Source organism: Streptomyces barkulensis (assembly GCF_002843305.1).
Classification (GTDB): Bacteria; Actinomycetota; Actinomycetes; order Streptomycetales; family Streptomycetaceae; genus Streptomyces; species Streptomyces barkulensis.
Genome location: NZ_PGSG01000088.1, coordinates 159,868 through 172,711 on the forward strand (window position 1 = coordinate 159,868; position 12,844 = coordinate 172,711).

General features: G+C 73.4%; 11 protein-coding genes. 2 read left to right on the forward strand and 9 right to left on the reverse strand.

The genetic code is table 11. The features are described 5' to 3' along the window. Positions 1-15: 15 nt before the first annotated feature. A complete protein-coding gene (locus CUT83_RS17225) occupies positions 16-705 on the reverse strand; it encodes an HD domain-containing protein (protein WP_101256731.1) in 690 nt (229 codons plus the stop codon). 58 nt (positions 706-763) lie between these two features. On the opposite strand from CUT83_RS17225, the gene CUT83_RS17230 reads away from it, so the two are divergent. Further along, positions 764-1,465, forward strand: coding sequence for a copper homeostasis protein CutC (locus CUT83_RS17230; protein WP_101256732.1), 702 nt, complete (start codon positions 764-766; stop codon positions 1,463-1,465). Positions 1,466-1,571: 106 nt separating this feature from the next. Here the strand turns inward: CUT83_RS17230 and CUT83_RS17235 are convergent, their stop codons facing one another. The 6 genes from CUT83_RS17235 to CUT83_RS17260 form a co-directional block, all read right to left on the reverse strand. Then, the gene (locus tag CUT83_RS17235) at positions 1,572-4,667 is read right to left on the reverse strand and encodes a non-ribosomal peptide synthetase (protein ID WP_101256733.1); all 3,096 of its coding nucleotides are present in this window, start codon (positions 4,665-4,667) and stop codon (positions 1,572-1,574) included. A gap of 174 nt (positions 4,668-4,841) precedes the next feature. Beyond that, the gene (locus tag CUT83_RS17240) at positions 4,842-5,579 is read right to left on the reverse strand and encodes a sulfotransferase-like domain-containing protein (RefSeq protein ID WP_101256734.1); all 738 of its coding nucleotides are present in this window, start codon (positions 5,577-5,579) and stop codon (positions 4,842-4,844) included. After that, positions 5,576-6,559 (reverse strand): aldo/keto reductase, encoded by a 984-nt coding sequence (locus CUT83_RS17245; RefSeq protein ID WP_101256735.1) that lies wholly within the window; start codon positions 6,557-6,559, stop codon positions 5,576-5,578. The genes CUT83_RS17240 and CUT83_RS17245 overlap by 4 nt, the downstream gene beginning before the upstream one ends. Positions 6,560-6,630: 71 nt before the next feature. Next, positions 6,631-7,827 carry an argininosuccinate synthase domain-containing protein gene (locus CUT83_RS17250; protein ID WP_101256736.1) on the reverse strand — a complete coding sequence of 399 codons (1,197 nt, stop codon included), beginning with the start codon at positions 7,825-7,827 and terminating at the stop codon, positions 6,631-6,633. A gap of 211 nt (positions 7,828-8,038) precedes the next feature. Beyond that, positions 8,039-9,061 (reverse strand): helix-turn-helix transcriptional regulator, encoded by a 1,023-nt coding sequence (locus CUT83_RS17255; protein ID WP_101256737.1) that lies wholly within the window; start codon positions 9,059-9,061, stop codon positions 8,039-8,041. Between the two features lie 110 nt (positions 9,062-9,171). Continuing rightward, positions 9,172-9,798: a LysE family translocator gene (locus CUT83_RS17260; protein ID WP_101256738.1), complete on the reverse strand. Its 627-nt coding sequence runs from the start codon at positions 9,796-9,798 to the stop codon at positions 9,172-9,174. A 237-nt stretch (positions 9,799-10,035) separates the two neighbouring features. Here CUT83_RS17260 and CUT83_RS17265 point away from each other — a divergent pair, with 237 nt between their 5' ends. Beyond that, positions 10,036-11,175 carry a Fic family protein gene (locus tag CUT83_RS17265; protein ID WP_165869407.1) on the forward strand — a complete coding sequence of 380 codons (1,140 nt, stop codon included), beginning with the start codon at positions 10,036-10,038 and terminating at the stop codon, positions 11,173-11,175. Between the two features lie 99 nt (positions 11,176-11,274). Here the strand turns inward: CUT83_RS17265 and CUT83_RS17270 are convergent, their stop codons facing one another. Both CUT83_RS17270 and CUT83_RS17275 read right to left on the reverse strand, forming a co-directional pair. After that, positions 11,275-12,078, reverse strand: coding sequence for an SGNH/GDSL hydrolase family protein (locus CUT83_RS17270; protein WP_240957756.1), 804 nt, complete (start codon positions 12,076-12,078; stop codon positions 11,275-11,277). A gap of 186 nt (positions 12,079-12,264) precedes the next feature. Further along, positions 12,265-12,744, reverse strand: coding sequence for a hypothetical protein (locus CUT83_RS17275; RefSeq protein WP_143688580.1), 480 nt, complete (start codon positions 12,742-12,744; stop codon positions 12,265-12,267). Between the last annotated feature and the right edge of the window lie 100 nt (positions 12,745-12,844).

Below are 12,844 nucleotides of genomic sequence, written 5' to 3' on the forward strand. Positions count from 1 at the left end.
CAGCCTAGGCGCGACTCACGCGGTGAGCAGGTCCAGCTCCGCGGTCAGGTTGCGGCGGGCGGTGTGCTCCCAGTGCTCCCGGCCGTAGTGGGTGCGGAACAGGGAGGGCAGCTCCAGCAGATGGCGCAGGACCTCGGCGCGTCCGGTGCGGAAGGCGTCGTCGGGGACGAAGCCGTACTCCTCGCGGACGGCGGCGGCGTAGGCCGCGTACTCCCGCGGCGACCCGGCCAGCACCGCGAGGTCGGCGTCGCAGAGCACCTCGCCGCCCGTGTCGCCGGGGGCCGGGTCGTGCCCGGCGGTGAGGCGGACCAGCCGGGCCACCTCGGCGGCCAGGGCGGGGGAGACGCCCGCCTCGGGCAGGGCGCGCTCGGCCAGGCGGGCGCTGCGCTCCTCGTTGGTGGAGCGGTCCGGGAGGTGGACCGCGTCGTGGAACCAGGCCGCCAGCGAGACGGTGGCGACCTCCTCGGGGCCGGAGCAGTGCGCGGAGAGCAGGCCGACGCGGTCCAGGACGGCGATCAGATGGTCGGTGGTGTGGTAGCGGCGGTGGGGCTCGGCCCAGCGTGCGAGGAGGTCGTCGGCGTAGGCGTACGGGGAGGGGGTGTCCGCGGGCAGGTCCGCCTCCGGGCGGCGTACGGCCAGGAGGGTCCGGGTCCAGCGCTCGCGCAGCCCGTCATGGGCCGGATGGCGGTTCTTCGGCGTGACCATGGCGCAATTGTGTGCCCCGTCTTCCCGGCGTGTCCCGCGATATGGCAGGCTCCGCTATATGTCTAGACCAATCCTCGAAGTGATCGCCCTCGATGCCCGCGACGCGATCGCCGCGCAGACCGGCGGGGCGGACCGCCTCGAACTGGTCGGCGACATGGCCGCCGACGGCCTCACCCCCGCCCGGGAGGTCTTCGCCGCCGTCCGCGGCGCCACCGACCTGCCGGTGCGGGTGATGCTGCGCGCGACGGGCGGATTCGCGGCGGGCGACGAGGCGGCGCTGGAGGAGTTGTGCGAGCGGGCTCGCGGCCTGCGCGCGGAGGGCGCCGAGGAGTTCGTGCTCGGCTTCCTCGACGACACCGGGCAGCCCGACCTCGCCGCGATCGGCGCGCTCCTCGACGCCGTCCCCGGCTGCCGCTGGACCTTCCACCGCGCCATCGACCACTGCGCCGACCGCGCCGGGCTGCGCAAACGGCTCGACGGGCACCCGGGTCTGGACGCCTACCTCACCGCCGGCTCGGCGGACGGCGTGACGGCGGGCCTGGCCGTCCTGTGCGCCGAGGCGGCCCGTACGTCCGCCGGGGAGCCCGGCTACCTCCCGCTGCTGATGGCCGGCGGCGGCCTGGGCCTCGACCACGTCCCCGCCCTGCGCGCGGCGGGCGTGGCCGCCTTCCACATCGGCGGCGCGGCCCGCTCCGGCGGCTGGGACACCCCGGTCTCCCCGGACGCGGTGCGCACCTGGCGCGAGACGCTGGACGGCTGAACGGGCCGTGCTGTGCGGGGTCGCTCTGTGGCGTTCTGTGCTGTTATGTGCTGTTCTGTGCGAGGCCGGGCCGGGTCGTGCCGTGCCGTGCCGTGCCGTGCCCCGCTCAGCCGTCCGCGGCGGGGACGGCCTCGTGCCACTCCACGCCCAGGGACCGCACCAGCTCGTGGCAGTTGCGGCCGAACTCGGGGGAGGGGACGTCCCGGAAGAGCCCGCCGAGGTCCCCCGGCCCGTCGCCCGGATCGGGCAGGACCATGGCCAGCCGCCGGAGCGGGGGAGAGCTGTGCGCCGCGACCAGTTCGCAAAACTCCCGGTACGTCACGTGGCGCGGTTCGCGCGCCGGGCCGAAGCGCCCCATGAGGTCGTCCAGCCGGGTCGGCTCCCGTTGCACCACGTGGAAGGTCTCGCCCAGGCGGCGCTCGAGCACCGCCGCCGAGATGAACCGGCCGACGTTGTCCACCGGGGTGAAGTCGCCCCGCGCGCCCGTCTCGAAGCGGACGCCGAGTTCCGCGCACGCCGTCAGGACGAACTCGGCGAGGCTGCCGCCGTGGCTGAGGACGCCGGTGCGCGAGTGCGGCATCACCTCGCCCATGCGGTACAGGCTCACCGGGAGGCCGTACCGCCGCCGGGCCTCGCGCAGCAGCGCCTCGGCGACCCACTTGCTCCGGCTGTAGCCGTCGCCCGGCACCTCCTCGGCCGCGGGGAAGGCGTTCTCGTCGAGCACCGAGCCGTCACGGGGAGCGCGCGGCAGGATGCCGAGCGTCGACAGGTGGTGCACGGGACTGGCCGGCCCGGGGCCGGTGCGGGCGAGCCGGATCACCTCGCGGGTGCCGAGCACGTTCACCGCGCGTAGACGGCGGTAGGGGTAGACGAGGTTCACCTCCGCGCCCGCGTGCACGATCGTGTCCGTCCACTCGGCCAGCTCCCGGAAGCCGGTCCCGGACAGCCCGAACCCCTCGGCGCCGAGGTCGCCGCGCACGACCCGGACCCGGTCGTCGCCGCTGCCGACGGGCAGGCCGTAGTGGCGGGCGCGGGCGTCGAGCCGGGCGCGGGCGGCCGCGTCGTCCCCGGCGTTGACCAGACAGGCGACGGTGGCCGCAGTGGACCGCAGCAGCTCGTCCAGCAGATGGATGCCGATGAAGCCGGTGCCGCCGGTGAGGAGGATGCGCCGGGGCGGGGCGACGGCCGCGGACCGCGGGGGAGGTACGGCCGCCGTGGAGGCCGGTCGCGGGGAGGCCGGTTGCGGTGAGTCCGGTTCCAGGGCGGCCGCGTCGGCCAGCATCTCCCGGTGTACGGCCGCCTCCTCGGCCTCCGGCCCGCCCCGGGCGATCAGACGGACCTGGTCGGCGACGGTCGGCGCCTCGGCGATGTCCCGCACCGACAGGCGCAGGCCGAACAGGTCGCGCAGGCGCAGTACGAGCCGCTGGGCGCCCAGGGAGGTGCCTCCGATCTCGAAGAAGCCGTCCCGGGCACCGGGGGTGACGCCCAGGAGCTCGGCCCACAGGGAGCGGACCGCCTCCTCCGGGTCGCCGCCGGGTGCCGGGTCGCCCCCGGCGGCGCTCCCGGGCGCCGTGTCCCGCTCCGCGGTGTTCCGCGCCGCCGTGTCCGGCCCGTCGAGCAGCCGCGCCAGCGCCCGGCGGTCGGCCTTGCCGTTGGGGGACAGGGGCATGTTCTCGATCCGCACGAACCGGTCGGGCACCAGTTCGGCCGGGAGCAGCCTCCCGGCCCGCGCCCTGGTGTCCGCGAGGTCGAGGCCCTCGCGGGCGACCACGGCCGCGACCAGGGTCTGGCCGTCGGCCTCGCCCCGCAGCACGACCCGCACGTCCTGGACCCCCGGCAGCGTCAGCAGCGCCCGCTCGACCTCCGCCGGTTCGATCCGCACCCCGCGCACCTTGAGCTGGTCGTCGCGCCGCCCCACGAAGTACAGGCGGCCGTCGGCCCGGTAGTGGCCGAGGTCGCCGGTGCGGTAGAGGCGGTCGCCGGGGACGTCGGGGAAGGGGTTGGGCACGAACGCCGCCCCGGTCCGCTCCGGGTCGCCGAGATATCCCAGCCCCAGGCAGTCGCCGCCGATGAGGATCTCGCCCGTCTCCCCCGTGCCCAGACGCCGCATCGAGGAGTCCACGACCACCGCCGAGGTGTTGTCGATGGGGCGGCCGACGGGTATCTCACCGCCGTCACCGCCGTCACCACCGTCAACGGCGGCGCCCGCGGTGACGGTGTGGAAGACACTGCCGATCGACGCCTCGGTGGGACCGTAGGTGTTGGTGATCGCCGTGCCGGGCAGCAGTTCGTGGAACCCGCGGACCGCCTCCACGTTGATCGCCTCGCCGCCCAGCAGGACGTGCCGCAGGGAGCCGGCCGCCCGTACCAGCGCCGGGTCCGAGGCGAGCAGGTCGACGAGCACGGTGAAGATCGACGGCACGAAGTCGGTGATCGTCACCCCGTGGCGGCCGATCTGGTCGACGGTGCGCTCCAGGTCGAGCAGCCCGTCGCGGCGCGGCATGACGACGCTGCCGCCCATGGTCAGCGGCCACAGCAACTGCCACAGCGACGAGTCGAAGACCGACCGGCTGTTCTGGAGCGCCACGTGCCCGGCGCCGAACCTGCGGGTCATGTAGAGGAACCGGTTGAGCAGGCCGCGGTGCACGTTGAGCGTGCACTTGGGCAGGCCCGTGGTGCCCGAGGTGAAGAAGCCGTAGGCGAGGTCGGTGCGGCCGGGGCGTCCGCCGGCGGGGGCGGCGTCGGTGCCGTCCAGCTTCCGGTGGTCGGCCACCAGCGCGCGGGCGCAGCCGGCCGCCGGGGCCGGGGTGCGCGGGGAGACGACGGCGATGTCGGTGCCCAGGCCCCGCAGCAGCGCGCCGATCCGCTCCCGGGGCCAGCCCGGGTCGAAGGGGATGAAGGGGACGCCGGCCTTCATCGCCGCGACCATCGTGAGCGGGAGTTCCATCCCGTCGCTCACCAGCAGGGGAAGCAGCGTCTCCCGGCGCGCGCCGTGCTCCACGAGCATCGCGGCCAGGGAGTTGGCCCCGCGGTCCAGCTCCCGGTAGCTCAGTGTCGCGCCGCCGTAGTGCAGCGCGTCGGCGTCGGGGGTGGCACGGGCCTGCTCCTCGATCAGGTGCAGGGTCGTCGCGGTGCCCCGCGGGTACGGCGCGCGGCGTCCGTTGGGATCGGGCAGTGCGGACGAGGAGGTGCTGGCTGGCATCGTGGACCCCAATCGAGTGTGGTTCCAGGCGTTTCCAGGCGTTTCCAGGACTGCTCTGCGGTACGGGCTGTGCGGGTGGAGGCTGTGCGGGCCGCCGCGCGACGGGGCGCGCGGCGGGGCGTGCTGCGTGTCGCGTGCCGCGTGCGGCGCGGGCTCGCGGTGGCGCGCGGGCCCTCAGACGGCGGGCAGGACGAGGGAGCGGGAGCGCAGCTCCTCGTAGAAGGGCAGGTGGTGCCGGAGGTAGCCGGCCAGCACCGGGCTGTCGTCGACCGTGACGGCGTGGCGCCGGCCGCTCTGCCGGAAGCCGGAGCTGCGGGCCACGTCCTGGTGCCACCGGCTGGTGCGGCTCCACTCGGAGCGCTCCCCCGACTGCCAGGACAGGGCCCGGTCGTCGTAGGGGATGCCGACGGCCTCGCAGTAGGCGCGGACGGTGTCGCCGGGGCGCTCGACGAGGACGTCGGCGTCGACCACGACGGGATCGCGCCCCGTCTCCCGGCGGACCCGGTCGAATATCTCGTACTGGTGCTCGAACCCGATCTCCGGGAGCCTCACCTCGGGGTTCACCGCGTAGTGCGACTCGATGGCGCGCCGGGGGTCGCGGACGATGAAGGTGTGCGTGACGCCCTCGGCCAGCGGCAGCGCGTCGAAGAGGTGGGCGTGCGGGTACTCGGTGGTGTCCTTGAAGAACACCGGCGCCTCCGCCGACTCCGCCGTGAACCCCCGCAGCACCTCCTCCGGCGTGGTCAGGCGCCGTCCGCCGACCTCGACACCGTGCCCGGCGGCCAGTTCGGAGAACGGCTCGTGGTAGGAGCGGAAGTCGCCGCGCTGCACCATCATCCGGAAGAAGGCCGTCGACATGGCCCGCGGCGGGGACCACAGGGCCAGCACCGCCGGCCGTACGGGGGCGCTCACTGCGACCACTCCGTCGGCTCCCGGTCCCAGCGGTGGGCGCGCAGTTCGCGCATCAGTTCCTCGGGCAGCTGGCGGCCGTCGCCGACCGCGATGTTGGCGGAGACGTGCGCGGGGCGGCGCATGCCGGGGATCACGGTGTGCACGTCGTCGTTGTGCAGGATGAAACGCAGGGCCAGTTCGGGCAGCGTCATGCCGTCGGGGAGGATCTTCTTCAGCGCCTCCGCGCGGTCCACACTGGCGTGCAGGTTCTCGGGCACGAAGTAGGAGGCCCGCCAGTCGCCCTCGGGCCAGGTGGTGTCCTTCGTCAGCGTCCCGGTCAGGGTGCCCTCGTCGAACGGGACGCGGGCGATGACGCCGATCCCCAGCTCGCGGCAGAGCGGGAAGAGTTCGTCCTCGGGCGCCTGGTCGAAGATGTTGTAGATGACCTGGACGCTGTCGATCAGGCCGGTCCGCAGGACCTCCGTCGCGTTCCAGGGCTCCCAGCGGTTGACGCTGATGCCGATCCCGCCGACCATGCCAGAGGACCGCAGCGCCTGAACGGTGGTCAGCCAGCGCTCGTCCCGCGCCCAGTGGTCCTCCCACACGTGGAACTGCATCAGGTCCACCCGGGGGACGCCGAGGTTGCGCAGGCTCTTCTCGGTGTACTCCATGACGTGGTCGTACGGGAACACGTCGTCGACGTCGGAATCCCTGGTGGAGGGGAACCGCCGGTCCTTGGGAGGGATCTTGGTGAAGGCCCTCAGGCCCTTGTCCGGATTGGCCGCGAGGAGCTTCCCCAGCAGGACCTCGCTGTGCCCGCGGCCGTAGATCCACGCGGTGTCGAAGGCGTCGCAGCCGAGGTCCACGGCGAGCTGGAGGGCGGCGAGACTCGTCTCGTCGTCCGCCCCCTGCCAGCCGCCGGGACCGGCGCCGACCCCCCACATCCCGTAGCCGATCTCCCCGACCCGCCAGCCCAGCCGGCCGAACGTGCGCTGAAGCATGTCTGTTTCCCCTGAGAGCGAGTGGACAGGTGTGAGCGAGTGCGCGGGAAGGCGCGGAAGCCGCCCGCGGGTCAGCCCGGGGCGGGCCCCGCGAGGGGCGCCGAGTCCCAGTTGTGGCCGCCTCCGCCGGTGAACCGGCGCTGCCGCAGGACGTCGGCGCCCGGGCCGATCTCCGGCAGCGCCCGCCCGATGACGCCGCCCTTGTAGAGGTCGAGCCGGACGGTGGCGCCGGCCGGGCCGGCGATCTCGGCCAGACCGGCCCGCGCCGCCCGGGCGGTACGGCCGTGCGCCGTCCCCTCGTAGACGCAGACCGCGAGCTGCCGGGCGAGGAACCGCGCGGTGTCCGCGGCGCCCCGGTCGGTGACCGTCTCGTGGGCGGCGCGCACCGCGTGCGACAGCAGCTCCATGCCCGGCGCCTCGTACACACCGCGGCACTTGGTGCCGTTGATGCGGTGCTCCACCACGTCGGTCAGGCCCAGCCCGTTCCGCCCGCCGACGGTGTTGGCCAGTTCCAGCAGCTCCTCCGGCGGCAGGCGGCGGCCGTCCAGGGCCACCGGGCGGCCGTGCTCGACGGTGACGGAGACCGTCTCCACCCGGTCCGGCGCCTGCCGGGGCGACACGCCCATCAGCCGTTCCAGGCCCGCGGCCGTGGTGCCCAGGTCCTCCAGGCCGGCGTCCTCGTGGGAGGTGCCCGCGAGGTTGCCGTCGACGGAGTGCTCCGCGGTGTTGCCCGGCATGCACACCAGGCCCGCCGAGGCGACGTGGCGGGCCATCGCCTCCCGGTCGGGCAGGGCGGCCAGCATCTCCGGGTCGCGCCAGGGGGCGAAGACCGCGAGGTCCGGCGCGAAGTGCGCGCCATAGCGCTCGAAGCGGCGCTGGTCGTTGCCGCCGCCGACGCAGCCGTGCGCCAGTACGCCGGCGCCGGCCCGGCGCAGCCCGGGCACCACGTGCTCGACGATGACGGCCCGGGACAGGCCCGTGGTGTTCCAGTAGCCCCCGTCGTAGTGGGCCTGGAAGGCGACGACATCGAGCGCCGCGTCGGCCATGGCGCGCCGGGCGTCCACCTCGCGCACCGGTATGCCGGCCGCGCGCACCGCGCCGGTGAACTCACGGAAGTCCTTCTCCGGGCACTGGCCGATGTCGAGGACGAACGCCTCCACGTCGTATCCGCCGTCGTGCAGCCAGGAGGCCAGCGCGAGGGAGGAAAGCCCTCCGGAGAGGCAGACTCCGATCTTCCGCCGCTTCAGTTCGGACAGCGAGAGGTCCACTCATCCTCCAGGGGAGATGCGCCTGCGCTCCGGTGTTCGCACCGGGCCGTGCGGTACGGGGACATGCTGTCCAACCCGCGTGGGCGGGGGAAGTGAGCACCGCGGGGCATGATGCTGCAATGCGTAAACCTGAAGGCGTTGTACATGGGTGGAAACCGGGCCAACCCGGAACCGCCCGGCATCCCGCGCCGCGCCTTCGGCGGCACACCGCTCAGCCGAACCGGGCGCGCTCGTCGGGCCGCTGGGAGTCCAGGAGCCCGGACCGGGCGAGCAGATAGCCCAGTTGGGCCCGGCTGCCGGCCCTGAAGTGGTCGGCGGCCCACTTGATGTGGTTGGCCACGGTGCGGGGACTCACGCCCAGCCGGCTCCCGATCGCCTTGTCGGTGTGCCCCTCCACCATCAGGCGCAGTACGGCCCGCCGGGTCTGCGAGGTGAACGCGTGCGGCTGCCACCGGTCCGTGCCCCGGAAGACGGGCTCTGCCCGGTCCCACGCGCAGTCGAAGGCGTTCACCAGGTGGCGCACGATCGCGGGGTGATGCACGGACAGGGCCGCCGGCTGGTGCTCCTGAGCGGCGGGTATGAAGGCGACGGCGCCGTCGAAGACGGTGACCTGGCTGAACGCCTCGGCCAGTGTGCGCACCTCGGCGCCGGCCGCGGTGATCTTCTCCGCGTAGGCGAGCGTCGGGCCGTGGGAGCGCACGGTGTGCTGGTACAGCACCCGCTGCCGCACCCCCCTGGAGCACAGGTCCAGCGTCTCCGGCAGGGTCCGGGTCAGCGTCTCCTCGCCCAGCCCGCCGCCCGGATGAGCGGTCATCACATCGCTCCCGCAGGACCGGGCGGCCCGGCGCAGGGCCCGGTCGACGGCCTCCTCGCCGAGCAGCAGGTCCGCGGTGCGGTCGACCTCCCGGCCGATCTGCCGGTACACCGCCTCCGCGCGGGCCAGCACCGACCGGACCGACCGCAGGGCCTGTTCCTGCTCCAGGATGGCCCGCTCGATCGGACGCGCGAGCCTGGCGGCGGCGATGTCCGGCGGCACGGGCACCAGCGTCCCGGGGCTCTCGGGCGACCGGCGCAGCAACCCCAGTTCGAGCAGACAGCCGGGTGCCTGTCCGGCGGGCACACAACCCCGGGTCAGCGCCTGCCGGTAGAAGGCGTCGCCCTCGTCACAGATGTCGGACCCCGGGCGGCCGGGCGCGGGCGCGGTGGCGGGCGTGCTGGTCGTGACGGTGCACATGGGGCGCTCTTCCAGGTCTGCGTCCCCGTACCGGGTCCGGCGCGTCCGCGGGGCTCCCGGTCGGTGGACGGCGGGGGACGGCGGGGGACGACGGGCGGGAGGACGGCCGCTCAGGCGATGGTGACCTTGGCGGCGAGGCCGAGGAAGACGACACCCGCGAGCCGGTTCAGCCAGGTGCCCGAGCCGGGCCGCCTCCGCAGCCGCTCCCCGATCCGGCCCGAGAGCAGCGCGACCACACAGTCGACCAGCAGCCCGATCACGGTGAACGTCGCGCCCAGCACCAGCAGCTGGAGGGCGGGGCTTCCCGCGGAGGGCGTGACGAACTGCGGCAGGAAGGCGAGGTAGAAGATGACGATCTTCGGGTTGAGCAGGTTGACGATCGTCGCCCTGCGGAAGACCGTCATCGGTGACGCGGCCGTGTGCTCGCCGTCGAAGGTGGTCCCGGAGGAGTCCCGCAGCGTGTGCCAGGCCAGGTAGAGCAGGTACACGGCCCCGGCGTAGCGGAGCACCTGGTAGGCGGTCTCCGAGGACTGGACGAGGGTGGCCAGCCCCAGCGAGACCGCGAGGGTGTGGCAGGCCATCCCGGCCGACATGCCGAGCGACGCCAGCAGGCCCGCCCTGGTGCCCTGGCTGATGCCGTGGGTGAGGATGTAGACCATGTCGGGGCCGGGGGTGACGCAGATGACCAGCACCGCCATGACGAAGACCGCGTAGGACGCCAGTCCTAACCCGAACATGTTCCCCCTCTGATCCGGCCGACCGTTCGGAACCTAGACAGCCGGGACGCCGCGCGCAACCGCTACCGGTCCGTCGGCGGGATTCCGCCCCCCGGCGGCGGAACGGGGGGACGAGGCCGCCCGGCCCCCGCGCCCGCGCAGGGGAGGGGGCCGGACACGCCCATGAGACGGCCGCTGGAAAGGCCGGCGGCACCCCTCCGCTTTGACGCGATGACAGTGTCATGGTGTCATAAGGGTGTGCTCTACGAAACTCCCGCCCCGGACGCCGACGACCTGCGCGTACTCGAGGAGATCGACCGGATGCGGCACCGGATGCGGCACGTGTTGCGGGCGAGTCCGCGCTGGTCGGGACAGCTCCGCCGGAACCTGACGGCGCGGGCGATCGCGGGTTCCAACACGATCGAGGGCTACGCCGCGACCGTCGACGATGTCGAGGCCCTGATGGCCGGGGAGGAGCCCCTGGAGACCGGGGAACGCACGCGTGCCGAACTGGAGGGCCACCGGCGTGCGATGGCCTACATCCAGGCCCTCGCAGACACGGGGACCGGGTTCCGCTACGACGCGGGGCTGCTGAACGGCCTGCACTTCATGATGCAGGGGCACCACCTGGACAAGCGGCCCGGCCGCTGGCGCGACGGCCCGGTGTACGTCACCAGCCCAGACGACCCCCTCGTCCCCGCCTACACCGCTCCCGGGGCCGAGCAGGTGCCGGCCCTCACGGACGAGTTGGTCGACTGGCTCAACGAGGGCGACCTCGACGCGCCCGTACACGTCCGCGCGTCCATGGCCCATCTGAACCTGGTCAACATCCATCCCTGGAAGGACGGCAACGGCCGTATGTCCCGGGCGCTGTCCACCCTGGTGTTCGCGCGTGAGGGCGTCATGCCGCCGGAGTTCTCCTCCATCGAGGAGTGGCTCGGGCGCGGCCAGAACACCTACGCCTACTACCAGGTCCTCCAGCAGGTCGGCGGCCCGTCGTGGAGCCCGGAACGCGACACCCGCCCGTGGATCCGCTTCTGCCTCCGGGCGCACCACCGCCAGGCCCAGCAGGCCCAGCGCCGCACCGGCCTGCTCTCGCGGGCGTGGGTCCGTCTCGCCGGGGAGGCCGAGACCGCGGGGCTGGACGAACGGGTGGTCCACGCTCTGCTGCCGGCCTTCTGGGGCTCGAAGGTGCGCCGGACCGTGTACCAGCAGGACGCCGGCATCAGCGATCAGCAGGCCATTCGCGACATCCGCGAACTCGTCCGCCTCGGCTGGCTCGTCCCGCACGGCAGGGCGCGTGCCCGCCACTACGCTCCCGGGCCTCGTATGGACACCGTCCAGGAGACCGTCCGCCAGTCCGTCGAGCCGTACACGGACCCCTATGACCGTTCCTGACGGGGACGCGCGCGGCCGGGAGGACGGCGGAACGGGTCCGTGTGGCGCCTGCGTACGGTTCCGTCCGGTGGCAGGCCCGTGCGCAGGCGCCCGCGCGCCCTACCGGACCGCGGCGGAGAAGGCCGGCAGGTAGCCCTTCTCGTGGCCCTCGGCCGTCGGGTGGATGTTGGAGGAACTGATCCACGGGTCGCTCGTGCAGATCTCGTGCCCGGCGAAGGCGGGACGGGCGTCCGCGAAGGAGAACCCGGCGGCGGCGGCGCGGCCGGAGATCACCTGGTTGAGCACGTCCGAGCCGTCGTTGATCGCCTCGCGCTTGCCCGAGCCCATGCTCAGGCAGAAGCCGCCCTCCTTGTAGAGGTGCGGGTAGCCCACGACGACGACCTCGGCGTTCGGCGCGCGGTCGCGGATGGTGGCGTACAGGGCGTCCAGTTCGCCGGGCAGTTCGTTCCGGGCATAGTCGGCGGCCTCGTCCAGTCTCTGCTCACAGGTCGACTGCGAGGAGAACATGCAGGTCAGCATGATGGAGGCGAATCCGGAGTCGTTGCCGCCGATGCTGATGCTCACCAGCGTCGTGCTCTGGTCCAGATACCGCACCTGGTTGTCCAGCACGTCCGGGATCTTCGCCCCGCCGCAGGCGGCGAAGGTGAAGGACGCGGGCGCGGACGCCTGCGCCCACTGGGCCGGGTAGGCGTTGCCGCTGCGGGTGCACAGCAGGTCGGAGTAGTCTCCGGCGCCGGTGCCGGAGGAGTAGGAGTCGCCGAGGGCCACGTAGTTCTCGGCCGCGTTCCGCGTGGCGTCCTCGGCGGCTGACGCCGGGGCGGCCGGTACGGCGAACGCCGTCGCCAGGGCCAGCAGGGCGGTGGTGAGGGCACGGGGGACGCGCATGGTTTCCTCCAGGGGCATGCACAGAAGGTGTGGGGCGTCACACCATTACCGACCCGAATCGCTCCTGAAATCGGTGAAATCGCCGGTCTCGACACCCGGTTGGGCGACGTGGCGAGGCTTCCTGTGATCGTGTGACGGTCGCAGGAAGCCTCTGAGGGCGCTCAGAGTGGCCGCGCTGACGGACGGCAGGCCGCCATGAGCGGCCTACCGTCCGTCCCGCCGCGCCGCCGAGAAGTAGGCGTTGGAGGCCGGGAGGAACATCATCACGATGGCCCCGGCGACCAGCAGGTCCGGCAGGACGTCGGTCAGCAGCAGGTCGCCGATACCGCCGTCCGCCGTCCACCGGAATCCGTCCGTGCTCAGGGTGTTGAGGAAGAACAGCCCGCTGAGAAGGCCTACGACGGTGAGCGTGATCCGGGCACGTCCGTCGCCCGCGCGCATCCTGAAGCAGAACAGCAGCCACAGGGCGCCGAGGACGGCCAGGAAACCGGCGGACGCGGCGAGTTGCCGGGCCGCGCCGTCCCGCCCCAGTTCGCCGCGGAGTTCCTCCAGTCCGGTGGGGGAGACGACGAACGCCCCCAGCACCCAGACCGCGACCTGCACGGCGATCGCCGCGAGCGAGAGCGCGAACGCCGCCTCCACCGTCCTCGGACGCCCGGCCCGCCCCACTGCCACATCGGTCATCGGGGCTCTCTTTCGTGGATACCCCGTCCTTTGGGGCGGGGAGGAAACGAAGCTCCTGCGGAGCAGGGCAGGGGACGCCGGTTCGCCGTCAGGGCGGACC